This is a genomic window from Xanthomonas prunicola, assembly GCF_002846205.1.
GTDB classification, from domain to species: domain Bacteria; phylum Pseudomonadota; class Gammaproteobacteria; order Xanthomonadales; family Xanthomonadaceae; genus Xanthomonas; species Xanthomonas prunicola.
Map to the genome: position 1 here is coordinate 336,835 of NZ_PHKV01000003.1, position 23,992 is coordinate 360,826.

The 23,992-nt window shown below is 65.0% G+C and carries 22 protein-coding genes; 11 read left to right on the top strand and 11 right to left on the bottom strand.

Annotated features, from left to right (window positions below; translation table 11 throughout):
* Positions 1-2 precede the first annotated feature (2 nt).
* Positions 3-2,834, bottom strand: a complete 2,832-nt coding sequence (locus XpruCFBP8353_RS11520) for an autotransporter serine protease (protein WP_101363367.1) — start codon at positions 2,832-2,834, stop codon at positions 3-5.
* Positions 2,835-2,989: 155 nt separating this feature from the next.
* On the opposite strand from XpruCFBP8353_RS11520, the gene XpruCFBP8353_RS11525 reads away from it, so the two are divergent.
* The 11 genes from XpruCFBP8353_RS11525 (at position 2,990) to pdeM (ending at position 14,102) form a co-directional block, all read left to right on the top strand.
* A complete protein-coding gene (locus XpruCFBP8353_RS11525) occupies positions 2,990-4,165 on the top strand; it encodes a thiolase family protein (RefSeq protein WP_101363368.1) in 1,176 nt (391 codons plus the stop codon).
* Between the two features lie 122 nt (positions 4,166-4,287).
* Complete coding sequence (locus XpruCFBP8353_RS11530) at positions 4,288-4,629, top strand: hypothetical protein (RefSeq protein ID WP_065469129.1); 342 nt, start codon at positions 4,288-4,290, stop codon at positions 4,627-4,629.
* Between the two features lie 228 nt (positions 4,630-4,857).
* Positions 4,858-5,184: a hypothetical protein gene (locus XpruCFBP8353_RS11535; protein WP_101363369.1), complete on the top strand. Its 327-nt coding sequence runs from the start codon at positions 4,858-4,860 to the stop codon at positions 5,182-5,184.
* A gap of 109 nt (positions 5,185-5,293) precedes the next feature.
* Positions 5,294-7,003 (top strand): diguanylate cyclase, encoded by a 1,710-nt coding sequence (locus XpruCFBP8353_RS11540; RefSeq protein WP_101363370.1) that lies wholly within the window; start codon positions 5,294-5,296, stop codon positions 7,001-7,003.
* Between the two features lie 97 nt (positions 7,004-7,100).
* Positions 7,101-7,658: a bactofilin family protein gene (locus XpruCFBP8353_RS11545; protein WP_101363371.1), complete on the top strand. Its 558-nt coding sequence runs from the start codon at positions 7,101-7,103 to the stop codon at positions 7,656-7,658.
* Positions 7,655-8,020 carry a hypothetical protein gene (locus tag XpruCFBP8353_RS11550; RefSeq protein ID WP_101363372.1) on the top strand — a complete coding sequence of 122 codons (366 nt, stop codon included), beginning with the start codon at positions 7,655-7,657 and terminating at the stop codon, positions 8,018-8,020. Before XpruCFBP8353_RS11545 ends, XpruCFBP8353_RS11550 begins: the two co-directional genes overlap by 4 nt.
* Positions 8,021-8,116: 96 nt before the next feature.
* Positions 8,117-9,139, top strand: a complete 1,023-nt coding sequence (locus XpruCFBP8353_RS11555; RefSeq protein ID WP_101363373.1) for a ligase-associated DNA damage response exonuclease — start codon at positions 8,117-8,119, stop codon at positions 9,137-9,139.
* The gene (locus XpruCFBP8353_RS11560; RefSeq protein WP_101363374.1) at positions 9,136-9,369 is read left to right on the top strand and encodes a hypothetical protein; all 234 of its coding nucleotides are present in this window, start codon (positions 9,136-9,138) and stop codon (positions 9,367-9,369) included. The genes XpruCFBP8353_RS11555 and XpruCFBP8353_RS11560 overlap by 4 nt, the downstream gene beginning before the upstream one ends.
* Positions 9,366-10,970, top strand: a complete 1,605-nt coding sequence (locus XpruCFBP8353_RS11565; protein WP_101363375.1) for an ATP-dependent DNA ligase — start codon at positions 9,366-9,368, stop codon at positions 10,968-10,970. Before XpruCFBP8353_RS11560 ends, XpruCFBP8353_RS11565 begins: the two co-directional genes overlap by 4 nt.
* Positions 10,967-13,468, top strand: coding sequence for a ligase-associated DNA damage response DEXH box helicase (locus XpruCFBP8353_RS11570; RefSeq protein WP_101363376.1), 2,502 nt, complete (start codon positions 10,967-10,969; stop codon positions 13,466-13,468). Before XpruCFBP8353_RS11565 ends, XpruCFBP8353_RS11570 begins: the two co-directional genes overlap by 4 nt.
* Positions 13,458-14,102, top strand: coding sequence for a ligase-associated DNA damage response endonuclease PdeM (pdeM, locus tag XpruCFBP8353_RS11575; protein ID WP_101363377.1), 645 nt, complete (start codon positions 13,458-13,460; stop codon positions 14,100-14,102). The genes XpruCFBP8353_RS11570 and pdeM overlap by 11 nt, the downstream gene beginning before the upstream one ends.
* A 45-nt stretch (positions 14,103-14,147) precedes the next feature.
* Here the strand turns inward: pdeM and XpruCFBP8353_RS11580 are convergent, their stop codons facing one another.
* From XpruCFBP8353_RS11580 to rlmD, 10 genes are all read right to left on the bottom strand, one after another.
* Positions 14,148-15,413, bottom strand: a complete 1,266-nt coding sequence (locus tag XpruCFBP8353_RS11580) for an FAD-dependent oxidoreductase (RefSeq protein WP_101363378.1) — start codon at positions 15,411-15,413, stop codon at positions 14,148-14,150.
* 94 nt (positions 15,414-15,507) lie between these two features.
* The gene (gene cspE, locus XpruCFBP8353_RS11585; protein ID WP_003488188.1) at positions 15,508-15,714 is read right to left on the bottom strand and encodes a transcription antiterminator/RNA stability regulator CspE; all 207 of its coding nucleotides are present in this window, start codon (positions 15,712-15,714) and stop codon (positions 15,508-15,510) included.
* 86 nt (positions 15,715-15,800) lie between these two features.
* Positions 15,801-16,553 carry an S-methyl-5'-thioinosine phosphorylase gene (locus tag XpruCFBP8353_RS11590; protein WP_101363379.1) on the bottom strand — a complete coding sequence of 251 codons (753 nt, stop codon included), beginning with the start codon at positions 16,551-16,553 and terminating at the stop codon, positions 15,801-15,803.
* An 85-nt stretch (positions 16,554-16,638) separates the two neighbouring features.
* Positions 16,639-17,193: a hypoxanthine-guanine phosphoribosyltransferase gene (locus XpruCFBP8353_RS11595; protein ID WP_101363380.1), complete on the bottom strand. Its 555-nt coding sequence runs from the start codon at positions 17,191-17,193 to the stop codon at positions 16,639-16,641.
* Positions 17,193-18,197 (bottom strand): beta-N-acetylhexosaminidase, encoded by a 1,005-nt coding sequence (gene nagZ, locus XpruCFBP8353_RS11600; RefSeq protein ID WP_101363381.1) that lies wholly within the window; start codon positions 18,195-18,197, stop codon positions 17,193-17,195. The genes XpruCFBP8353_RS11595 and nagZ overlap by 1 nt, the downstream gene beginning before the upstream one ends.
* Before the next feature lie 117 nt (positions 18,198-18,314).
* The gene (locus XpruCFBP8353_RS11605) at positions 18,315-19,892 is read right to left on the bottom strand and encodes a cryptochrome/photolyase family protein (protein ID WP_101363382.1); all 1,578 of its coding nucleotides are present in this window, start codon (positions 19,890-19,892) and stop codon (positions 18,315-18,317) included.
* Positions 19,893-20,067: 175 nt separating this feature from the next.
* Positions 20,068-21,102, bottom strand: coding sequence for an NAD(P)/FAD-dependent oxidoreductase (locus tag XpruCFBP8353_RS11610; protein ID WP_101363383.1), 1,035 nt, complete (start codon positions 21,100-21,102; stop codon positions 20,068-20,070).
* Between the two features lie 16 nt (positions 21,103-21,118).
* A complete protein-coding gene (locus XpruCFBP8353_RS11615; protein WP_101363384.1) occupies positions 21,119-21,787 on the bottom strand; it encodes a DsbA family oxidoreductase in 669 nt (222 codons plus the stop codon).
* 233 nt (positions 21,788-22,020) lie between these two features.
* Complete coding sequence (locus XpruCFBP8353_RS11620) at positions 22,021-22,518, bottom strand: CYTH domain-containing protein (protein WP_101363385.1); 498 nt, start codon at positions 22,516-22,518, stop codon at positions 22,021-22,023.
* 73 nt (positions 22,519-22,591) lie between these two features.
* Complete coding sequence (gene rlmD, locus XpruCFBP8353_RS11625) at positions 22,592-23,926, bottom strand: 23S rRNA (uracil(1939)-C(5))-methyltransferase RlmD (protein WP_101363386.1); 1,335 nt, start codon at positions 23,924-23,926, stop codon at positions 22,592-22,594.
* Between the last annotated feature and the right edge of the window lie 66 nt (positions 23,927-23,992).

Sequence of the window (23,992 nt, forward strand, 5' to 3'; positions counted from 1 at the left end):
GATCAGAAATCGGCGCTGTAACGCAGGCTCAACGCGCGATCGTCGCCGCGCTCGCCCACCCGCTGGTCATAACCAAAACGCAGCTGGCTCTGCTGACCCAAAGGCGCTGCCGCAGTGATCCCGAGCAGTCCGCCCGAGCGTGCCGGCTGCATGCCACGCAACGGCGCCCACGCGTCCACACCGACGAAGCTGGCATCCAGCATCAAGCCGTCGCTGCTCAGCGCTTGCTGCCATTCGGCATAACCGCCCAACTGGATACCGTGCCAGCGATACGCCGAGCGCACACCGGCAAGCGCCTGCGTGCGCGAGGACGTGCTCGCGTTGGCACGCAAGCCGAAACCATCGCCGCCGCTTTCGCGGAAGCCATCGCTGCGCAAACGCACATAATCCAACCCCATATACGGGGTCAGGCTTGCATGCGCACCGCCCCAACGGTACCCGGTTTCCAGATTGCTACTAAGATACGTGCCGCTGTAGTCGCTGAAGGCGCTGCTGCGGTCTTCGCCCAGTTGCAGGCTGCGCTCGATCTGCCGATTGACGTTGCCAAAACCCATCTGGCCCAGCGTGTACGCGGCACCGAACGTCGTGCCCCAGTACAGCTGCGCCTGCACCTGACGATCGCGCCCGCGTGCCCCATCTAGATCGCCCAGATTGCTCGAGCGCGTTTCGCCGAATGCAAAGCCGGTCACCGCACCCGACGCTAGCCGCAGATCGTTGCCCATCATCCAGCCGGAGGTAGCAAAGCCCGAGGTGGTCGCACCGCCCTCGCCCGGCCCTCCAAGTGCGCGCTGCCAGTTGCCCAACAGGCGCGGCTGTTGCGACAGACCATCGAAATGCGCTGCCAATGCGCGGCGGCCCAAATCGATGGTGTCGAAGGTCATCGCGGCAGATTCCGCGTGCGCACGGCCAGACAGACTGCGCAGCGAGTCTGCAGCGGCCTTGGCGGTTGGCGATTGCTGCAACGCAGCTGCGGCGCGAATGAAGTCGCCGCTGAGGGCACCATTGCCCTGGAATTGCTGCGCATCGACCTTCTGGAACGCCTGCTCGACGCGAATGGCCGCATCCATCGATGCGGTGCCGATCGCGCCAAGCGATGCGGCGACCGCAGTGACATCCATGCGCTGCAGCGAGACATACGCGGTATTGGCGTCGTAGCTGCGTGTCGCGGTCAGAAAGGTCACGGCCGGCCCACTGCTCAGCGTATCGAAGGTGCCTTGCAGACCATTGGTCGCTTGCAGCACTGCGTAGGTCGTGTTGTTGACGACGTAATCGCGCCTGCCGAGCAGTTGCAGGTCGCCTGCGATGGTCGCCGTCCCGGCGACATTCAAACGGTCGCCCACGTTCACTGCCAGGCGCCCGTTACTGGCCTGGGTGTAATTGCCGGTCATGGACGCGGTCGCGCCATTGACCTGCAACGTGCCGGCGTTATCAACCTGACCACCGATCCGGCCGGCACCGACCAGGCTCGCACCATTGGCGATGCTCACACGCGCACTCTGCAAACTGGCGGTCTGCAAGGTGCCAGCGAGTACCTGGGTATCGCCGGTGAAGGTATTGGCCGTGCTGCTCAATACCAACGTGCCGGTGCCGCGCTTGGTCAGGCCGCCGGTGCCGCTGATGTCGTTGGCCCAGGTCGAACGCAAGGTAGTGACGTTGACATCCACCGTGCCCCAATCGAAGCGTGCCGGCCCCAGCACTGCCTTGCCGACATTGAGCAACCCATAGCCGAATACCGGGTCCACGCCCGCAGCACCCAGATCAGTGGCGGTTCCCAGCAAGGTCTGGCGCACCAGATCGTTGTTGAAATACGGGAAGGCCTGCCATACCAACGCAGCCGCACCGGAGACCAGCGGCGCCGCGAACGAGGTGCCGCTGCCATAGAAATAACGGATGTTGCCAGCGGTAGCATCGGGATCGATGAACAGCGAGGTCCCCGGCGCGACCAGGCAGTAGCGCATCGCCACACCACAGGCATTGGAGTACGACGCCAGCTGCGTCGGGTTGGCGGTATCCACCGCACCGACCACCAACCAGCCGCGCTCCAGATCGGCCGCCGGCAGCGTTCCATTCGGGCCGGGCTGACTGGGCAGCGCCGCAGTATCCGACGGCTGCGAGCGCGACTCATTGCCCGACGCGAACACCACCAGCCCATCGTTACCGATGATGAAAGGGCGGTATTCCTGCGCAATCTGATTGGTCACCGTCGGGTCGTTCCAATACAGCCCGCCCCACGAATTGTTCATGATGCGCACGCCTGCACTGATCAGATCGGCATGCACCGGCCCCAGACCAAGCGGGCCATCGACCTCGTTGCCATCGCCGCTGCCGTCGTCTACCGGTGCGCGGTCGCTGATGATGCGTGCAGACACCAGACCGGCGCCGGGGGCGATACCGCCAGGCCACTGACCAACCGCACGTCCGGCCGCCAGCTCGGCAACGACGGTGCCGTGCCCGACCACATCGCCCACCGCGGTGTTGTTGTTCCGCGGATCGACATAGATGAAGCTGTTGCTGACGCGCCCCTGCAACGCCGGATGATTGGCATTGATGCCGGTATCGATGACCCCGATGCGATACCCGGCGCCGGTAAAGCCGAGCGCTTGCGCTGCACGCGCATTGGTCAATGCCAGGTGCGCATCGATCGCTGGCTCTGGAATCGTTGGCGTCGTCACCGGCGGCGGCGGTGAGGTCGGCGGCGGCGGCGGCGAGGTCGGCGGCGGTGCGGCCGGGGTGCTTTGACGGACAATGCCCCCGCCCCCACCGCCGCCGCACGCGGTCAATGCAACAGCCAGCGCCGAGGCCAGCACAGTCCTGGCGACGTCTTTCTTCTTCATTGGTGTTCTCCCCGAACCCATTCCATGGAATGGGGCCCAATCGGGCCCGAATAACGCTTTGCTTACTTTAATCGGAAAGCGCGCGCGCGGGTGCGTGTGCTGGCGCGCCGCGGCCATGAGGCAGATAATCGTTTCACTTTAAACGGTATCTGCTCATGTCCGACATCGTCATCGTTGCTGCCAAACGTACTGCCATCGGCTCGTTCCTCGGTCAATTCAACGGAGTGCCGGCTCCCACTCTGGCCGCCGCCGCCATCCAGGGCGCGCTCGCGCAGTCGGGCATTGCGCCGGCCGATGTGTCCGAAGTCATCGTCGGCTGCGTGCTGCCAGCCAATCTCGGCCAGGCACCGGCGCGTCAGGCCGCGATCGCGGCAGGCATCCCCACCTCGACCGGCGCTACCACCATCAACAAGGTCTGCGGCTCGGGCATGAAGGCGATCATGTTCGGACACGACCTGATCAAGGCCGGCTCAGCCAGCATTGTGGTGGCCGGCGGCATGGAATCAATGAGCAATGCGCCGCATCTGCTGCCTAACTCGCGTACCGGCAACCGCTATGGCAATTTCCAGGCGGTCGATCACATGGCCTGGGATGGTCTGACCAACCCGTACGATGGCCAGGCAATGGGCGTGTTCGGCGAGGCCACTGCCGAAAAATTCGGCTTCAGCCGTGCCGACCAGGATGCGTTCGCCATCGCATCGGTGGAACGCGCGCAGGCCGCGCAGCGCAGCGGCGCGTTTGCCGACGAAATCGTTCCGGTGACGGTGGCCACGCGCAAGGGCGAGGTCGTCGTCGACAGCGATGAGCAGCCGGGCAAATCCGACGTGGCCAAGATTCCGACCTTGAAGCCGGCCTTCAAGAAAGACGGCAGCGTGACCGCAGCAAGTTCCTCCAGCATTTCCGATGGCGCAGCGATCACCGTGCTGATGCGCGCAGACGACGCGCAACGCCGCGGCGTGACGCCGTTGGCGCGCATCGTCGGCCATGTCACCCACTCTCAGGAACCCGAGTGGTTCACCACCGCGCCGGTCGCTGCGATCCAATCGCTGGTCGGCAAGATCGGCTGGCAATTGGACGACGTGGATCTGTTTGAAATCAACGAAGCATTCGCCGTCGTGGCGATGACGCCGATCAAGCAACTGGGCATCGCGCACGACAAGGTCAACGTGCATGGTGGTGCGTGCGCATTGGGTCATCCGATCGGTGCATCAGGCGCGCGCTTGGTGGTGACATTGGTGAACGCGTTGCGCAGCCGCGGAGGCAAGCGCGGAATCGCGACGCTATGCATTGGTGGTGGCGAAGCGACTGCCATCGCTATCGAATTGATTTAATTGTCTTTAACGGCGATTTTGCAAAACTGAATGCGCGTGCGCTTGACACTCGTCTTGTGGCCGTCATCATGTCGGGGGCGCGCAATAGCGCGTTGCCTAATCTAACGACGAGGATTGAAACAATGACCATTAACAAGCTGCTGATCGCAATGGCTCTGGGCCTGGCCCTGACCGCTTGCTCGAAGCCGGAACAGGCTCAGGACGCTGCTGCTTCGGCTAACGAAGCTGCTGCCGATGCTCAGACCGCTGCTGACCAGGCTGCTGCCTCGGGCTCGCAGTCGGCTGACGCCGCTCAGTCTGCTGCCAACACCGCCGCTGCTTCGGCCGACACCGCTGCTGACGCTGCCCAGGCCGCTTCCGGCGCCGCGACCGACGCTGCTGCCGGCCAGGCTGCTGACGCTGCCAAGACGGCTGAAGACACCGCCAAGGCTGCTAAGGACACCGCAGAAGAAGCCAAGAAGTAATCACTTCTTGACTCCAAGCGAGTTCGGAAAAAGCCGCTGGTTTCCAGCGGCTTTTTCTTTGCCTGTAATTCAAGCGCTGCAGGCTGCACCCACCGACAAGAAACGAGCGACACGCAAGACTGCATCTCCCTACCCGGCGGCTGAATGGCCCGCCGCGCATTGACGCAGGCTGCATCGGCCCCTGCCTAAGCTCCGGCTTCCACCACCGGAACAGGAACAGGACCACCCATGAAGACGATCCGCATGCTGTCATTGAGCGCCATTGCCGCCCTTACCCTTGCTGCCTGCCAGGGCCCGGATGCCGAGCAGGCGCGCCGCGATGCCGCGTCTGCCGCCAAGCATGCCGCCGCCGCGACCGAACAGGCCGCCGACCGCGCCGCGGTAGAGGCGAAGGCCGCGACTGCCGATGCACGCGTGGCTGCGCGCGAATTGGCCGCCGACGCCAGCCGCGCCACCGCCAATGCGGCCGATGCCACCGCCGACAAGACGCGCGAAATGGCCAACAAGGCCGAACAGAACGCCGACAAGCACGACGCCGATCACACGCAGCACTGAGTCCGGATACCTTCTGCAGCATCCCGCAACGCGCCGGCCGTGCGCCGGCGCGCTTCTCTCTGCCAACGGATCTCTCGTGTTGTCGAGGCCGGCAGGCTAGCATTCGCATATGTCCTCCTCTTTTACATCGCGCCGGCGCAACCAGCTGGCGCTGATCTTCTCCGCGCTGATTTTTGTCGTCATCGGAATCGGCATCTTCGTCGGTGCCCGTCGTTCACTGGCCGATGCCGCGCTGGTGTCGCACACCCACGAGGTGATCGGCCGTGTCGACGAGATCCAGGCACGCGTGCTCGATGCCGAATCCGCGCAGCGCGGCTTCCTGCTCACCGGCAACGACGCCTACCTGCTGGACTACCAATCCAGCGTCGAACGTCTGCCGATCCTGCTCGACAATCTGCGCCGCCTGATCGCCGACAACCCGGCACAGGAACAGCACCTGGCGCAGCTGCGACAGCTGGTGGAAACCCGCCTACGGCAGATTCAGCACGTGCTCGACGTCTATGCGCAAGGTGGGCTGGAGCCGGCACGCGCTGACATCCGGCAGAGCGCCTTCCGCACCACCAGCGCGATCCGCGAGCAGGCGCGAACGATGGTGCAGCGCGAGCAGGAACTGCTGGCGCAGCGCGCTGAAAGCAGCGGCCAAAGTGCCAATCTGTTGCTTGCGCTGGCGTTGGCCGGCATTCCATTCGGGCTGACGGTGGTCGGCATGGTCTATGCGCTGTTGATGCGCGAACTGCGCCACCGTGCGCAGGCCGAACAACTGGCCGCACAGGCCAATCGCGAGCTGGGCGAGAGCATCGACGCGCTGCAGCGTAGTACTGCGGATCTCAGTCTGCTCAGCCGGTACACCGGCCTACTGCAGAGCTGCATTAGCGCCGAAGAAGCGCTCATGGTCAGCAGCCGGACCCTGGCCAGCCTGCTGCCGGGCGTGGCGGGAAGCGTGTATTTGCTGCGCGCTTCGCAAGACCGTGCCGAGGCGATCAGCCACTGGGGCGAGCCGCTGGTGCAGAGCGCGCCGCATCTGTTGCCGGAACAGTGCTGGGCGCTGCGCCGCGGCCAACCGCACATCATCGAAGACCTGGGCCGGGATGCGCTATGTGCGCACATCGAAGAGCTCCCTGGCGATGCGTCTGTCACCACCGCGTGCCTGCCGATGTCGGCGCAAGGCACCCAGCTCGGGTTTTTGTTCCTGTCTGCGGCCGGCCCAGGCCCGATGCCGCGGCTGGAAATCGCCGAGGCAGCAGCCGAGCAGTTGGCGTTGGCGCTGAGCAACCTGCGCCTGCGCGAATCGCTGCGCCGGCAGTCAATCCGCGATGCGCTGACCGGGCTGTATAACCGCCGCTATCTGGAAGAATCGCTCAGCCACGAACTAGCGCGCTGCGCGCGGCGTGGGCTGCCGTTGTCGGTCTTGATGCTGGACGTGGACCATTTCAAACAATTCAATGACAGCCAGGGCCATGCCGGCGGCGACCTGTTGCTGGCGGCAGTGGGCGAATTGTTGCTCACTCGCTTGCGCGCCGAAGATGTGGCCTGCCGCTACGGCGGCGAGGAATTCACCGTGATTCTTCCTGAAGCCGATGGCGAGGAAGCCATGCGCGTGGCCGAGCAGATCCGTGGCTACATCGCTGCGCTGGCGGTCAGCGACGGTATGCGCTCGTTGCCGAAGGTCACTGCCTCGATCGGGGTGGCCAGCTTCCCGGCCGATGGCGAACAGGGCGCGAGCCTGATCCAGAGAGCCGATGCAGCGTTGTATCTCGCCAAGCACCGCGGACGCAATCGGGTGGAGCGACACGGCGCTGTCAGGGGCACGGCAGGCTGAGCACGCACAGCGTCCATCGCGGATTGAGTAATTGGTCACACAAAAGATCTAGTTGCGCAGCGATAGTCGGCGTCGACCCCTAAAGCGAGGCAGTCCGATGTCGATGTGGCGCGATCAAGGTCCCAACAAGAAAGACAACGTTCCGGTCACCCCCGAGGTTCCCGCTGCGGATGGGCGGCCGTTCACTGCCGAGGCCAGCCCGGCGCCGCCGGTACCCGCCGCTGCCCCGCCCAGCGTCGCACCGACGGCTACGGCACCGCAGCGCCACAGCGAGGCGAAAGAGTCGCTGATCGCTGCCGACATCAGCATCGAAGGCAAGATTGAAGGCGCTGGCCATGTGCGCCTGGCCGGCCGCTTCAAGGGCGATGTCAACGTCAAGGGCGATCTGACCATCGAACGCAGTGCCAAGCTCAACGGTGGCGTGCGTGCCAACAAGGTGATCATTGCCGGCGAACTCGAAGGCAATATCGAATCTGCCGCACAAGTCGAGCTGCAGACCTCCGGCGTATTGGTCGGCGACGTCAAGGCCGGCAGTCTCACGGTGGCATCGGGTGCGCGCATGCGCGGCCAAGCCGATTTCGGCTGGGGCGATGATGGCAGCAAGCCGGTCACCGCCACCAAGCCGGTGGCCAGCGGAGACAGCGACGCCACATGAGTGCACTCCGCCCGGGCACGCCCGGTGCCACGCGCAGCTGCCCGCATTGCAAGGCGACGATTCTGGAAAGCGCCAGTGTCTGCCCTGCCTGCAAGCACCACCTGCGCTTCGATTCGGCGGCTGCGCAACACGCGCAGCCGGCGCCGATCGTGCCGCTCAAGGTCGACGGCACCATCCGTCACCCGCCCGATGGCGATCCGTGGGAATACACCGTGGTGGTGGTGGTGCGTAACGGCAAGGGCGAGGAGATCCGCCGACACGTGGTCGATGTCGGCGCGATGCACGGCGGCGAAGAACGCGGCTTCACCCTGGCGGTGGAAGCGACCGCGGTGCGCTCGTCTGGGCGGCGTACGCGGCATTAGGGTGCCCGCAGCCTGCGGACGTTTGTCGAACGAACGTGGTGTCGCACGCCATTCCCATTCTCAGGATCTGCACACCGGCTTGGCCAGAGTTGCCGCATGGGCAACGGCAACGACGAGACCTCTCAAACACGCGGCGATCTGGTGGTGCTCGGGCCTGAGGGCCTGTACTGCCCGCAGGGCGATTTCCATATCGACCCATGGCGGCCGGTGCGGCGTGCGGTGATCACGCATGGTCACGGCGATCACGCCCGCAGCGGCATGGGCGAATACCACTGCACGCGCGAAAGCCTGTCCATCCTGCAATGGCGCCTGGGCGAGCAGGTTTATCACACGCATGCCGACGGCGAGGCGTTTCAGCTTGGGCGTGCGCGCGTGTCGCTGCATCCGGCCGGACACGTGTTGGGGTCGGCGCAGGTGCGCATCGAAGTGGATGGCGAGGTCTGGGTTGCCTCCGGCGACTACAAGCGCCAGCCGGATCCCACCTGCAAGCCGTTCGAGGTGGTGCCCTGCGACACCTTCATCACCGAGGCGACCTTCGGCCTGCCGGTGTATCGCTGGCCGGACACCTCGGACGTTGCTGCGGATATCGCTGCCTGGCGCCGCGAATGCGCCGAACGCGGCGAAGCGGCCATTCTGTATTGCTATGCGTTAGGGAAGGCGCAACGCGTCCTGGCCGAACTACGCGCATGGGAAACGCAGCCGGCATTGCTGCACGGTGCGGTCGCGGTGGGCGTGGAAGTCTATCGTCAGGCCGGCATCCCGATGCTGGAGACACAACCGGTCAGCGAGCATGCGCGGGGCGCCGACTACGCGGGGCAACTCGTCATCGCACCGCCATCGGCGGCCGGCAGCGCCTGGATCCGTCGTTTCCGCAGCGCGCAACAAGGCTTCGCTTCCGGTTGGATGCGCATCCGCGGCAATCGGCGTCGGCGCAATTACGACCGTGGTTTTGTCGTCTCCGACCACGCCGACTGGCCGGACCTGCTGCGCACCATCGAAGAGACCGGCGCGCAGCGCGTCATCGCCACCCATGGCAATACCGACGCATTGATCCAACACCTGCGGGAACGCGGCGTCGCAGCGGAAGCCTTCCGCACTGATTTCGGAGCCGAGGAATGAACCCGCTGCCCGCACGCCGTTATGTCCGCGCGCGTCCGCGCATTCGCCTGAGCGGTGCGCTCGCCTTCCGACCTCATGCATTGGCGTTTTGCGTACATCGCAACGCACCCGCAGCCACGGTCGGTCCACCGCAGCCACAGCGGCGCCAACGCGTGCTTGCCGCGTTTACCCGACGCGCACTGGCGCTGCGTGCAGCCGACCGGTGCACAACGCCACAGGCGCTGCCGTGAAGCGCTTCGCGGCGTTGTACCGCACGCTAGACCGTAGCACCGGCACGCTCGACAAGCGTGCTGCGCTGGTGGCGTATTTCCGCGATGCGCCGACGCTGGATGCGGCGTGGGCGCTGTATCTGCTGGCCGGTGGCAAGGTGGCGAGCGCGCGCATGCGCATTGCCAGCAGCGGCGAATTGCGTGAGTGGATCACCGACACTGCCGGTATCGACGCATGGCTGGTGGCCGACAGCTACGACCATGTCGGCGATCTGGCCGAAACCCTGGCCCTGCTGCTAGACGATCCGGTCACCGAAGCGGCCGATCTGCCGTTGGCCGAGTGGATCGAACAGCGCCTGCTGCCGATCGCCAACCAGGACGTGGAAATGCGCAAGGCCTGCATCGTGCAGGCGTGGCGCAGCCTGGCCTTCGACGAGCGCCTGGTGTTCAACAAGCTGCTCACCGGCGCGCTACGCGTGGGCGTGTCGCAGCGACTTGTGCAGCAGGCGTTGGCCGAGTTGTCCGGCGTCGATATCGCGCGCATTGCGCAGCGCATGCTCGGCAGTTGGCGGCCGCATCCGGCCTATCTTGCAGACCTGCTGACCAGCGAAGACCTGCCTGGCGACAGCCAGCAACCCTACCCGTTCTTTCTGGCATCGCCGCTAGAGGCCGAGGTCGAAACGCTGGGCGCCATCACCGACTGGCTGCTGGAATGGAAATGGGACGGCATTCGCCTGCAGCTGATTCGCCGTGCAGGCGAAGCGGCCTTGTGGTCGCGCGGCGAAGAACGCCTGGACGGACGTTTCCCCGAGATCGAACACGCTGCGCTGCAATTGCCCGATGGCACTGTCATCGATGGCGAGCTGCTGGCCTGGCAACCGGAACAGCTCCTGCCCATGCCATTCACTGCATTGCAGACACGCATCCAGCGCCTCAAGCCCGGGCCCAAAACCTTGGCCGCCGCACCCGCGCGCGTGCTGGCCTACGACCTGTTGGAACTGGATGGCGAAGATCTGCGCGAGCGCCCATTGCACGTACGGCGCGCACTGCTGGAAGGCGTGCTTTCCACCCTTGCAGATCCGCGCATCGTCGCCTCGCCGCTGGTGCAGGTCAGCGATTGGCAGGCCGCAGCGCAGGTCCGCGTGGAGGCACGCGAACGCGGCGTGGAAGGGCTGATGCTCAAGCGTGCCAGTTCGGTCTATCAATCCGGCCGCCGGCGTGGCGATTGGTGGAAATGGAAGATCGACCCGCTCACCATCGACGCCGTGCTGCTGTACGCGCAGGCTGGTCATGGCCGACGCAGCACGCTCTACACCGACTACACCTTCGGGCTGTGGCACGAAGGCCAACTGGTGCCGATCGCCAAGGCGTATTCGGGCCTGGACGACAAGGAAATCCTGCAGTTGGATCGCTGGATCCGCGCCAACACCACCGAGCGCTTCGGCCCGGTGCGCGCGGTCACCGCGCAGCATGTCTTTGAACTGGGCTTTGAAGCGGTGAACCGGAGCGCGCGGCATAAGTCCGGCATTGCAGTGCGCTTCCCGCGCATCCTGCGCTGGCGCCAGGACAAGCCGATGGCTGAAGCCGATCACCTGAGCAGCTTGCAGGCACTGGCGCGGTGAGCGCCACACAGCAGACATACGGCACGCCATTGCAGCAATGGCGTGCCTGGTTCGCGCAGCGCGACTGGACACCGCTGCCGTTTCAACGCGATGTGTGGAAGCGCTATCTCGATGGCGAATCCGGCCTGCTGCACACGCCCACTGGCAGCGGCAAGACGCTGGCGGCGTTCGGCGGGCCATTGCTGGAAGCACTGGCCGCGCGCGGGCGCACGTCACCGATCAAACAAGGCAAACCCGCTTCGCCTGCGCGCCGCCAGCAGCAACGCAATCTGCAAGTGTTGTGGATCACGCCATTGCGTGCATTGGCCGCAGACACCGCACGCGCGCTGCGCGAGCCGGTGGACGCGTTGGGGCTGGACTGGCAGGTGGGCTTGCGCACCGGCGATGCCAGCGCACGCGACAAGCGGCTGGCACGCAGCGGCAGGCTCGATGTGCTGGTCACCACGCCCGAATCGCTTGCCTTGCTGTTGTCGTATTCGGACACCGCGCCACAACTGTCGGCGCTGCGCTGCGTCATCGTCGACGAATGGCACGAGCTACTTGGCAACAAACGCGGCGTGCTGCTGCAGCTGTGTCTTGCGCGCTTGCGCGGATGGACGCCGCAGCTGCGCATCTGGGGGTTGTCGGCAACGCTGGGTAATTTGTCGCAGGCGCGCGATGTGCTGCTGCCGCATCGCCCCGAGGCGGCGCTGGTCTGCGGCGTCAAGCCGCGCACGATGACGCTGGAAACCCTGTTGCCGGAAAGTGGCGAGCGCTTCCCGTGGGCGGGCCATCTTGGCCTGGCGCAACTGGCGCGCGTGCTGCAGAAGATCATGCAACAGCGTACCAGCCTGGTGTTTACCAACACGCGCGCGCAGGCCGAGTTGTGGCATCAAGCCTTGAGTGCGGTATGGCCGGACGATCCGGCCACGCTCGCACTGCATCACGGCTCGCTGGATCCAGCGCTACGCGCAGCCGCCGAACGCGGGCTGGCCGACGGCAGCCTGCGCTGCGTGGTGGCCACCTCCAGCCTGGATCTGGGCGTCGACTTCCCTGCCGTGGATCAGGTGCTGCAGGTCGGCAGTCCCAAGGGAATCGCGCGCCTGTTGCAACGCGCCGGGCGCGCGCGTCATCGTCCAGGCGAATCCGGGCACGTGGTGTGCGTGCCCTCGCATGCACTGGAATTGGTCGAATACGCGGCTGCGCGCCGCGCGCTGGTGCACGGTCATATCGAAGCGCGGCCACCACCGCGTTTGTCGCTGGACGTGCTGGCACAACACTGCGTCACGCTCGCCCTCGGTGGCGGCTTCCATGCCGACGCGTTGTTCGACGAAGTGCGCGGCACCGATGCATTCGCTGCCCTGGAAAAAACCACCTGGAACGCGGTGCTGGACTTCATCGTGCAAGGTGGCAGTGCCTTGGCGCATTACCCGGATTTCCACAAGGTGGTCCGCGACGACGACGGCATGTACCGCGTGATCGACCGGCGCGTCGCGCTTCGGCATCGGCTGTCCATCGGTACGATCACCAGCGACGGCAGCGTGCGCGTGCAGTTCCTGCGCGGCGGGCGACTGGGTGCGGTGGAAGAACAATTCATCGGTCGCCTGCGCCGCGGCGATCGCTTCCAGTTTGCCGGCCGCTTGCTGGAGCTGGTGCGCCTGGAAGACATGACTGCCTACGTGCGCGTGGCCAAAGGCGGCAGTGGCGTGGTGCCGAAATGGATGGGCGGGCGCATGCCGTTGTCGTCGGCGCTGGGCCGCGAGGTGGAAGCGGTATTCGCCGATCCCGGCGATGCGCCGGAGATGCAGGCCTTGGCGCCGTTGCTGCGGTTGCAGGCGTCGCTGTCTTCGTTGCCGGGGCCGGATCATCTGCTGGTGGAAAGCATCAAGGCGCGCGATGGTCGGCATGTGTTCGTGTATCCATTCGCCGGCCGGCAGGTCAATGAGGGACTGGCGGCGTTGCTCGCGGCACGTTGGGGCCGACGCCAACGCAATACCTTCAGCTTCGCGGCCAACGACTATGGCTTTGTGCTGTCGCCGGCGCAGGATGTCCAGATCGATACCGATGTGCTGCAGACCTTGTTGTCGCCGGTGAACCTGTTCGACGATCTGCACGACAGCCTCAATCTTGGCGAACTGGCGCGCCGGCAGTTTCGCGAGATTGCGCGTGTGGCCGGGCTGTTGTCGCCATCGTTGCCCGGCCGGGCGCCGCGCAGCCTGCGTCAGCTGCAGGCCTCCAGCGGCCTGCTGTACGACGTATTGCAGCGCTTCGACCCCGATCATTTGCTGCTTGCACAAGCCGAACGCGAAGTGTTCGAAGGCCAGCTCGAACTGGCGCGGCTTGCGCATGCGCTGGAAGATTGCGCGCGCCGCGCGTTGCGCCTGTGCAAACCACGCAGCCTCACTCCGTTGTCGTTTCCGCTCTGGGCCGAACGCGTGCGTGGGCAACTGAGTACCGAAGACTGGAAGGCGCGCGTATTGCGCGCTGCCGAACAACTGGAGCGCAAGCATGGGCGATAGCGTGCAGCTGCAGCTGGCTGGCGAAACCGTGGAATTGCTCGGCGAACGCGCGTTGTATCGTCCGGCGCAACGTGCGCTGTTGATCGCCGATCTGCACCTGGGCAAGGCCGACGTATTCCGACGTGCCGGCATCGGCCTGCCGGCCGGCGGAACCGCGCATGATCTGGAGCGGCTGGATGCGTTGCTGGAACAACGCGATGTGCAGGCGCTATGGATTTTGGGCGACCTGCTGCACGGCCCGGCACCACGCGCCGCCTGGCATCGGCGCTGGAGCGCATGGCGCGAGCAGCATGACGCGTTGCGCGTGATCGCCATCCGCGGCAATCACGACCGTGCACTGGCCGGTGCCGATCTGCAGATCGAAGCCGCTGGCGAACAGATCGAAGATGGCCCCTTCGTGCTGCGTCACGATCCGTTGCCGCACCCCAATCGCCACGTGCTGTGCGGGCATCTGCATCCATTGGCCAAGTTGCCTGGGCTGTCGCGGCGCTGGCCGGCGTTCTGGTTACGCGAACGCGTCACCATCCTGCCGGCGTTCTCGCAGTTCACCGCGGGCATCGTGCCGACGCTGACAGAAGGCGAGCGCCTGGTTGCCTGCGTGGAAGGCAATGCAATGGCCTTGCCGGTGCGTTAGCCAGCGCCACAAACGCGCCGGCCGACGCTGCGGCCAAGCGCTGCCCTACGCAGCCGCGTGGGCGTTATCGTCTGCCACACGCGCCACCGGTTGCGCTAACGCATCCACGAATTCGGGCGCCAGCGCCAACTTACCGAACCAGCCATGCTGGGTACCGCTGAGCACGCGCAGCATGTGCCCGCGGCCCCCCGGCACGCGACCCATCGGGCGTAGCAGCAGGTCGCGGCCTTGTGCCCAGAGATCGCGTTCGGACTGGAACAACGGCGTCAGCCAGCGGCTCCAGCGGTGATAGATCGCCACGTGCGCCTGGCGTTCACGCTGATAGCGCTGCAAGGCAGCATCCAGATCGGCGCCTGCGCGCAAGGCATCGCGCATCGCCAATGCATCCAGCAGCGCCATGTTCACGCCCTGCCCCAATTGCGGACTCATCGCATGCGCGGCATCGCCGGCAAGCACGAAGCGGCCGCGATGCCAGCGCGACACCACCGCATCGCGATAACTCGCGCGTGCCAGTGCGCCATGCACCTGCACCGTCGCAAGACGCGCATCCGCTTCCGGCCACATCTGCGCCACCTCATCGCGCCAGGCGGCAATGCCGCGCTGTTCCCACGCAACGAAATCGCTGCACGGCAGGCTCCAGAAAAAGCTCAGTCGCGGGGTGTCATCGCCCGGGCGCGTGCCCACCGGCAGCAGGCCGATCATCTTGCGTGCGCCGATATAGCGCTGGCGCAATTCGTCCACGAACGGCCAATCGTCGCGCGGCAAAAGACACCACAGCGCCCCCCACGGATACACGCGATCCAGCTGCGTTCCCTGCGCCTGCGCGCGCAACGTCGAGGCCGAGCCATCGGCGGCGATGATCAGATCGTAGGGGCCATGCCAGTGCCCGCGTTGATCCTGCACGCGCACGCCCTCGTGATCGATCGCGGTGATCTGCGTCTCCACATGCAGTTGCGCGTGCTGCGGCCAGGCCTCGCGCAGCAGCGTAAACAAAGCGCCGCGCTGCATGCCCACACCCATCAAGCGCGCATCCAGATCGCGGTACTGCATGTCCATCACTGCGCGCCCGCACGGCGTGTCGCCATACAAGCGGCGCACCGGTGCGCCATGCGCAAGCGCCTGCGGCAGCAAGCCCATATTCCACAGCACCTGCAGGCCGCTGGGCTGCAGCAGAAAGCCTGCGCCCACCGGCCCGGGTGCAGGCGTGCGCTCGAATACCTCTAGTTGATGCCCATCGGCGCCCAGCAGCACTGCCAGTGCCTGCCCGGCCGTTCCGTAGCCCACTACGGCAATACGTAATGCTCGTTGCATCGTCCCTGCTCTGTTTCGCTAACACTGGCCGCGCTCACCTGCGCAAAAAAAACCCCGCCGTGGCGGGGTTCTTCAACCGCACAATCGAGTCAGATTACTCGACCGGCGTGATGTTCGAAGCCTGAGCACCCTTCGGGCCCTGGGTCACGTCATAACTGACGCGCTGGCCTTCCTGCAGGCTACGGAAGCCCTTGGAATTGATCGCGGAGAAGTGCGCGAAGACATCGGCGCTGCCGTCCTCCGGTGAGATGAAGCCAAATCCCTTGGCGTCGTTGAACCACTTGACGGTACCGTTCGGCATGGTGATGCGAGACCTTTGCAATAATTAATGGGTGGTGTACGGCGTGCGTACGCGCCGAGTATGCAAAGCTTATGCCCTGATGACAATCACCCGCGTGCAAGTTCGCCAATCAGCTCGGGCAAGCCGGATGATGCAGCGTCGACGTTGGCCAACACCTCGGCCATGGTGATTTCCTGCGCGTCGCCACAGCCGGCCGCCCAGTTGGCCACAATCGCCAAACACCCATATTCCAGGCCTTTTTCACGCGCCAGGCCCGCTTCGGGCATGCCGGTCATGCCAACCAAATCGCAGCCATCGCGACGCATGCGTGCAATCTCTGCAATCGTTTCCAGCCTTGGCCCTTGCGTCGCACCGTAGCAACCGGCCGCCACCATCGTGACGCCGGTCACTTTGGCTGCGGCAATGACCTTGCTGCGAAACATCGGCGAATACGGATGGCCGAAATCCACGTGCTGCACCTCACTGCCAGGCTCCTCGCAGAACGTAGAGATGCGGCCCCAGGTGTAATCGATCAACTGATCCGGGCAGGCCAACACGCGCGGTCCGAACTGTTCGGTGATGCCGCCCACGGTGTTGAGCGCCAGCACTCGCGAGGCACCAATTTGTTGCAGTGCAGCGATGTTTGCGCGGTAATTGACCTTGTGCGGCGGCAGCGAATGGCCTTCGCCATGACGTGCCAGAAAGGCGACGCGGTGGCCGAGCAGCATGCCGACGCGGATCGGCCCGGAGGGCGCGCCGTAGGGCGTTTGGACATCATGCGACTGCACATCGTCCAATTGCGCGAGCGTGTAGACACCAGTGCCGCCGATGACGGCCAATGCGATGGAATTTGCGGACACAACCGACCTCTGCAACAAATCAACAACGGTACGCGCAGCAAGGCGCGCTTGGTAGCTCGCATTCCTGCGAGCGGAAAACTGCGGGTTACTGCTTCATCGCATAGATGGCGGGAATACCGCGCAGTTGCTCGTTGACGTCCATGCCGAAACCGAACACGTAACGGTCGGCCACTTCCACGCCCACGTAATCGGCAGTCACACCGGGCACGCAACGGTCGTGACGCTTGACGGTCAACACTGCCACGCGCACGTCGGTAGCGCCCTGCTCCAGGCACCACTGGCGCACGCCCTGCAGCGTGTAACCCTCGTCGAGAATGTCGTCGACCAGGATCACGCGGCGGCCGAACAGCGCGGTGGCCGGGCGGTGCTTCCACACCAATTCGCCGCCGGTGGTCTCGCCGCGATAGCGCGTGGCATGCAGGTAATCGAACTGCAGGTCCTGACCGCGTGCGCCCAGCTCCAGCGCCAGCTGGCCGGAGAACGGCAGCGCGCCGTGCATGATGGTGAGATACACCGGTACTTCGCCGGCATAGTCGCGTGCGATCGCACCGGCAATGGTGGCGACGGCGGCATCGATGGCCGGACGGTCGACCAGCAGATCGGCTTGGGCCAGGGCCTGGGAAATGGTGAGCGTGGACATCAGGCAGTTGTTCCGAAATGGGCAGAAAGAGGAGTAGTGAATGAGGCATCGGTGCCGGCGAGCAGTCCATCCCAGCCCAATGCGCCGCGGCCGATCAGGCCGATCAATGCGGCGGTATTGAGGCTACGGCCCTGCACGGCCTGCAGCGATTCGGCGACCAGTTCCGGGTGGCAGACAAGCACCACGTCGCAGCCGGCATCCAGATGCGCATGCACCCGGCCTGCCACGCCGCCAGCGCTGAACGAGGCGGCCATGCCGATGTCGTCGGAAAAGACCACGCCGCGGAAGCCCATCTGGCCGCGCAGGATCTGTTCGATCCAGCGCTGCGAATAACCGGCGGGCTCTGGGGCAACCTGGGGGTAGACCACGTGCGCCATCATCACCGCGTCGGCGCCGGCCTCGATGCCCGCGACAAACGGCACCAGATCTTCGGCCTGCAGCACTTCCAGTGCCCGCGGGTCGCTGGCGTGATCCACATGGGTGTCTTCCAGCACGGTGCCGTGGCCGGGGAAATGCTTGAGCGTGGCGGCCATGCCTGCGCCATGCAGCGCCTGCACATAGGCACGGGTGAAGGTGGCCACGATCTGCGGGTCGTCGCTGAAGGCACGATCGCCGATGGCGCGGTTGCCACGGCCAAGATCCACCACCGGCGCAAAGCTCAGGTCCACGCCGCTGGCGCGGACCTCGCTGGCCATCAGCTGCGCATGCGCGCGCGCAGCGACCAACGCGGCGTCGGGGTCTTGCGCGTACTGCGCACCAAAGCTCTGCAATGGTGCCAGCGCGCTGAACCCTTCGCGAAACCGCTGCACGCGCCCACCTTCCTGGTCCACGCAGATCAGCACCGGGCGCGGCGCGGCCGCGCGGATCGCCGCCGACAGCTCGGCCACCTGAGCGCGCGAGGCGAAGTTGCGCTTGAACAGCACCACGCCGGCGACGGCATCGTGCTGTAGCCAGTCGTGTTCCTGTGCACTGAGTTCGGTACCGGCAACGCCGATCAGAAGCATGTTGGGGGACTCCCGGGCCAGGCGCCTTGGTGGCGCAGCGCGGCATTGTCGCAGATGCGCGTGGCAGCGTCAGATTGCGCATTCAGCTGCGCGCACCTTCCGCCATTGCGGGCAGACTTACAGCACCTCGAGATGGGCCCGCCAGTGCGCGGCCTGGGCCTGAATCTGCGCCAATACCTCGGGGGCCATGCCATCGAGCTGGCGATACGGCATCGCCAGGCGTTCGTTCGTGCCCAGTAGCGGGCGCTGCCGCGCCAGGAAATCCCAGTACAGCGCGTTGTACGGGCAGGCGTTCGCGCCGACCCGCAGCTTGCGCTGGTACCTGCAGCCAGTGCAGTAATCGCTCATGCGATCGATATAGGCCGCCCCGCTGACATACGGCTTGCTGCCCAGAAGGCCGCCATCGGCGAACTGGCTCATGCCCACCGTATTGGGCAGCTCCACCCACTCGAACGCGTCGATATAGACGCCCAGATACCAGCGATGCAGCGCCTGCGGGTCCAGCCCCGCCAGCAGCGCAAAATTGCCGATCACCATCAGCCGCTGGATGTGATGCACATGCGCGTTGGCGAGCGAATTGCCGACCGCATCGGCAAGGCAGCGCATGCCGATCTGCCCATCCCAGAACCAGGGCGGCAGCGGTACATGCTGATCGAGATGATTCAATTGCGCGTAACCTGGCATCTGCGACCAGTAAACGCCGCGCACGTATTCGCGCCAACCCAGAATCTGGCGGATGAAGCCTTCCACCGCCGCTAACGGCGCATGCCCTTGCCGCCAGGCAGCTTCGGCGCGCGCGATCACTTCGCGCGGATGCAGCATCTTGACGTTGAGCGCAAACGACAACAGCGAATGAAACAGGCGCGGGCTGCGCGTGCTCATCGCATCTTCGTAGCGCCCGAAATCTGGCAGCGCGTGCGCGATGAATGCATCCAGATGCTGCAAGGCTTCGCCGCGATCCGTTGGCCATGGCAGGGCTTGCGCATTCGGCGCACCAAAGCTGCGCACGCCGGCGGCTTCGATCGTGCGCCACAACGCACTGTGATCGTGCGTTGCCCGCCAATCCTGCGGCGCAGGCGGGTCGCCCGGCCACGGCGCACGATTGTCGTGATCGAAGTTCCAGCGTCCGCCTTCCGGCTCGCCATCCGCATCGAGCAGGATCCGATGCCGTTGCCGCATGCGCCGATAAAACACTTCCATGCGCCACGAACTGCCGGCACGAAAACAGGCGGCGACTTCGTTGCGTGCGGTTAGAAAATGTTCGCTGTCGACCATCCGCGTCGCAAAGGGCTGCGCAGCGCTCCAGTGCCGCAGCACTTCATCCAGCCGCCACTCGTCCGGAGCCTGGTACTCCAGATGCTGCGCACGGTAGTGCGCCATCAACGCAGCGAGGTTGTGCGGGATCGATTGCCGGTTGCTGGCGCTGTCGATCGTCACATAGCGCACCCGATGCCCCGCCTGCCGCAGGCCTGAAGCGAACGCACGCATCGCCGCGAAGATCGCCAGGATCTTCTGGGCGTGATGCAGCACGTAGTCGGTTTCCTCGCGCACTTCCATCACGACATAGACCACGCCCGCATTGCGCGTTGCGAACCAACTGTGCTGCGGATTGAGCTGGTCGCCGAGAATCAGACGCAGTGTGTGGGCCGGTGTTTGCTGGGCAGCTTCTGCTGTGGGCGCGCTTGAATCAGGCATCAGTGCGGCGCTCGATCATGCTGGGTGCTTGCGTGCATGCCGACCTCATCGCGTAAATGAGCATTCGACTTGACCGGCTTGCCACAGCGATCACTGCCGCACGCATGTGCCAATACCATGCATATCCCTGGCCTTGCACTGCGCCGTGAGTCGTTCTGCGATGTCCGCCACGGCGTCAGTCGCAAGCGCTTTGCACTACATCGCCAGCACACACGTGCTGCGCCAACGCTATCCCGCTCTGCCATGCGCCCTCGACCTTGCCGCCTGCCAGCCAGTCGCCGCACATGCCCAGGCCAAGCTGCGCATCCCAGACACAGCCGATCTGCAACGCGGGATTGCTGCTAGCGACCGTCCAAAAAGACGCATCGCAGGACTGCGGCATCGGCAAACCGAGCGCTGCAAACTCCGGCACGATGCTGGCGATGACGTCCGCGGGCGTAGCGTCGCAATGTACCTGGCTCCACTCGGCAGTCGCGTGCAACAGCCAGGTCTCCACGCCCGCACGCGCAGGCTTGCTGGAATTGCGTGCTACCCAACGTAACGGGCCGGTATTGACGAATAGTGCGTCGTAACCCGGATCGACTGGCCCATCGAAATGCGCCATCACCGCCCACGCAGGATGCATGTGTGCCTGCTGGGCAATCGTCGCAAGCGCAGGCGCGATCTGTGCGAACACCCCGGTCGAGTTCGGTGCCGGAACGGCCAATAGCACCGCATCGAACATGTGCGTTGCCGTGTCTTGCGCGAACGCGACGCGCCATCCCTGCCCGCTACGCTGCAGCGCACGCACCTCGGTAGACAGACGCATATCCAGATGCGCTGCAAGTGCCCTGGCCGGTGCAGCCATATCGGGAACGCCCACATAACGCGTCAGGGCGCTGTGCGAGTGGCTCAACTGCGCGCCGTCCCAGCTTGCGATGCGCGCCGGCCAGGGTGCGGCAACGCCAGCATCGATCCAGGCATCGACGACCGCCGCAAACGCAGGATCGCGCGCCGTGAAATATTGCGCGCCGTGATCGCATTGCCACTGCTCGCCTGAGCAGTGACGCATGCGACCACCCGGCGTGTCGGACTGATCGAATACTGTCACGGCATAGCCCGCCGCCTGCAGCTGCTGCGCACAGGCCAGACCGGCCAGCCCGGCGCCGATCACCGCCACGTTGTGTGCGCGGGCAGGTAACGTCATTCGGTCGTGCGCATGCCGGTGCATGCAGGAGATATGTGGGTCACACCGCGCAGGCATCCGGCCCACCGACCGGTGTCGATTCGGCGGCCAACTGCAGCAAGGCCTGCGCAAAACTCTCCGGCGGCTGCGCGCCCTGGATCAGTGCGCGGCCGTCGATCACGAAACTGGGCACCGCACGAATGCCTAACGCGGCAGCCTGCGCCAGCTGTGCCTGTACCTCGACGATGCCTTCTTCCGACTCCAGCATCGCCCGCACCCGTGCCATGGCAAGACCACCGGCCTCACCGGCACGCACCAGCGTTTCGATCGCGCCCACATTCTGGCCTTCGGCAAAATGCGCATGAAACAGCGCTTCCATCACCGCGTCCACATCGCCCTCATGGCTGGCCAGCCAGATCAACCGATGCGCACGCAGCGTGCTGACCTGCACCTGCCCACGGCCGAAATCCAGCGGCAATCCTTCCGCCTGCGCAGTGGCCTGGGTCTGCGCCAGCATCTGCTCGACCCGCGCAGTACCACCGAACTTCAACGCCAGCGCATCGCGCAACGGCGTCGGCTCCAGCCCGGCCTCGGGATCAAGTTGAAACGCGTGATAGTGAATGTCCAAGACCGGCACCTGCGCGCCAAGCGCAGCAATGGCTGCCTGGAAACGGTGCTTGCCGATCCAGCACCAGGGGCACACTACGTCGGACCAGATATCGATGCGCATGACCGGGGATTCGTTGGCGGGGCCTTGGGAGTATGTGGAGCATAAACGGGATTGGGGAGTCCGGAATGGCGAGTCGCAAAACGCTAGCCAAGGCCAGGGTTGGAGAGTGGTGATTAGGGATCGCAACGCAGTGATCTGGCGCCGAGCGCCCTACTTTCAAGAATCACCCATCCCACATCATCTCTCCAAAGCGCCGAGCTGCATGCCAGCGTTTACGAACCCCACATCCCGAATCACCAATCCCCGCTCCAACGCTTAAACGGATGCGAGGCCAGCGCCAGGTTGTAGTAACGCACGTCGTCGGTAACTTCGGTCCCGATCCACTCGGGCATGGCAAATGCTTCGTCAGCATGTTCGAGTTCGATCTCGGCGACCACCAGCCCGGCGTTGTCGCCAAGGAATTCATCGACCTCCCAGACATGGCCCTGGTAGGCGACCAGATGTCGGCGTTTGTCGATCAAACCACCCACGCACAGCGCCAGTAACGCGCGGGCATCGGCGAGTGGAATCGGATATTCAAACTCCTGACGCGTATGCCCCACCTCGCGCGATTTCAGATTGAGAAACGCGCTTTCGCCCTGAATCCGCACCCGCACCGACGCATTCTGCGTGCCGCTGCGCAGCGCCGCCTGATCGTTGATGTAGCCCTGCGCCATCGGAATCACCGCGTGCGCGGCGTGGCGCCAACCGTCGCCGGTAACCAGGAATTTGCGTTCGATTTCTACGGGCATGGGAATCGGGAATGGAGAATGGGCAATCGCAACAGCATACGGCGAACCGCTTCTACGATTCCCGAATCCCCAATCACCGCCGCTCAAACACCGCAATGCTTTCCACGTGAGCGGTGTGCGGGAACATGTCCATCGCGCCCGCCGACACCAGCGTAAAGCCCTGCTCGTTGACCAGATAGCCGGCGTCGCGTGCCAGCGAGCCCGGATGGCAGCTCACATAGACGATGCGCTCGAACTTCTTCAGCGGCAGTTGCTGCAACACTTCCAACGCGCCCGAGCGCGGCGGATCCAGCAACAGCTTGTCCAAGCCCTGACGCATCCAGGCAGCGTTGCGCTGATCCTGGGTCAGATCGGCGGCGTAGAACTGCGCATTGGCCAGACCATTGCGCTGGGCATTTTCTTTCGCCCGCGCCACGAGTCCGGCGTCGCCTTCCACACCCACGACCTCACGCACAACGCGCGCCAGCGGCAGGGTGAAGTTGCCCAATCCACAGAACAGGTCGAGTACGCGGTCGTCGGGTTTGGCATCCAGCAGCGCCAGCGCGTGCGCGATCATCTTTTGATTGAGCGAGGCGTTGACCTGGATGAAGTCCAGCGGCCGGAATGCCAGCTCCACCTCCCATTGCGGCAGGCGGAACGACAATGGCACTTCCTGCGGCCACAGCGGATACACGCTGTCCACGCCACCAGGCTGCAGGAAGATCGCAAACCCGTGCTCCTGGGCAAATGCGACCCAGGCCTGTTGGTCGCGCTCGCTAAGCGGCTGCATATGCCGAATGGTCAATGCCACCGCATCGTCGCCGGCAATGAATTCGATCTGCGGGATGTCGCGCTTGCCGTCCATGCCTTCGACCAGCGCGGCCAGCGCCGGGATCTTCTCGCCGATCTGCGGGATCACGGTGTAGCAAACAGACAGATCGGCCACGAACCGCGGGTCGAGCTCGCGAAAGCCGATCAAGGTCTTGTCTTTCTTCTCCACACGACGCACCGAGAACCGGCCCTTGCGCCGATAACCCCAGTTGTCGCCGGTCAGCGCAGGCAGCACGGCCTGCGGGGTGACATGACCGATACGTTCAAGGTTGTCCATCAGTACGCGTTGTTTTGCGACGATCTGCTGCGATTCCTCCAGATGCTGCAAGACGCAACCGGCGCAGACGCCGAAATGCGGACAGCGCGGGGCGACGCGCTGCGGGGATGCCTCCAGCACCTCCACCGTCTTGGCCTCATCGAAATGACGGCTGCGGGCGGTGGGTTCGGCACGCACCAACTCGCCCGGCAAGGCGCCGCTGATGAAGGTGACCTTGCCGCCCTCGCCGTCGCGGCGCGCCACCCCGCGGCCGTCATGGCTCAGGTCGGTGATGGCGGTCTGGAAGGGGGTACGGTCGAAACGGTTTCTGGTTCTGGCCACGTGGCGACAAGCTGCGGGCAAAAAGGGTGCGTATTGTCGCAGATGCGATCGACGGAGGCCGCCCTG

Bases quoted from the DNA above. Each gene is read 5' to 3' on its own strand.
- XpruCFBP8353_RS11520 (WP_101363367.1), bottom strand. From the start codon at position 2,834: ATGAAGAAGAAAGACGTCGCCAGGACTGTGCTGGCCTCGGCGCTGGCT.
- XpruCFBP8353_RS11525 (WP_101363368.1), top strand. From the start codon at position 2,990: ATGTCCGACATCGTCATCGTTGCTGCCAAACGTACTGCCATCGGCTCG.
- XpruCFBP8353_RS11530 (WP_065469129.1), top strand. From the start codon at position 4,288: ATGACCATTAACAAGCTGCTGATCGCAATGGCTCTGGGCCTGGCCCTG.
- XpruCFBP8353_RS11535 (WP_101363369.1), top strand. From the start codon at position 4,858: ATGAAGACGATCCGCATGCTGTCATTGAGCGCCATTGCCGCCCTTACC.
- XpruCFBP8353_RS11540 (WP_101363370.1), top strand. From the start codon at position 5,294: ATGTCCTCCTCTTTTACATCGCGCCGGCGCAACCAGCTGGCGCTGATC.
- XpruCFBP8353_RS11545 (WP_101363371.1), top strand. From the start codon at position 7,101: ATGTCGATGTGGCGCGATCAAGGTCCCAACAAGAAAGACAACGTTCCG.
- XpruCFBP8353_RS11550 (WP_101363372.1), top strand. From the start codon at position 7,655: ATGAGTGCACTCCGCCCGGGCACGCCCGGTGCCACGCGCAGCTGCCCG.
- XpruCFBP8353_RS11555 (WP_101363373.1), top strand. From the start codon at position 8,117: ATGGGCAACGGCAACGACGAGACCTCTCAAACACGCGGCGATCTGGTG.
- XpruCFBP8353_RS11560 (WP_101363374.1), top strand. From the start codon at position 9,136: ATGAACCCGCTGCCCGCACGCCGTTATGTCCGCGCGCGTCCGCGCATT.
- pdeM (WP_101363377.1), top strand. From the start codon at position 13,458: ATGGGCGATAGCGTGCAGCTGCAGCTGGCTGGCGAAACCGTGGAATTG.
- XpruCFBP8353_RS11580 (WP_101363378.1), bottom strand. From the start codon at position 15,413: ATGCAACGAGCATTACGTATTGCCGTAGTGGGCTACGGAACGGCCGGG.
- cspE (WP_003488188.1), bottom strand. From the start codon at position 15,714: ATGCCGAACGGTACCGTCAAGTGGTTCAACGACGCCAAGGGATTTGGC.
- XpruCFBP8353_RS11595 (WP_101363380.1), bottom strand. From the start codon at position 17,193: ATGTCCACGCTCACCATTTCCCAGGCCCTGGCCCAAGCCGATCTGCTG.
- nagZ (WP_101363381.1), bottom strand. From the start codon at position 18,197: ATGCTTCTGATCGGCGTTGCCGGTACCGAACTCAGTGCACAGGAACAC.
- XpruCFBP8353_RS11605 (WP_101363382.1), bottom strand. From the start codon at position 19,892: ATGCCTGATTCAAGCGCGCCCACAGCAGAAGCTGCCCAGCAAACACCG.
- XpruCFBP8353_RS11610 (WP_101363383.1), bottom strand. From the start codon at position 21,102: ATGCACCGGCATGCGCACGACCGAATGACGTTACCTGCCCGCGCACAC.
- XpruCFBP8353_RS11615 (WP_101363384.1), bottom strand. From the start codon at position 21,787: ATGCGCATCGATATCTGGTCCGACGTAGTGTGCCCCTGGTGCTGGATC.
- XpruCFBP8353_RS11620 (WP_101363385.1), bottom strand. From the start codon at position 22,518: ATGCCCGTAGAAATCGAACGCAAATTCCTGGTTACCGGCGACGGTTGG.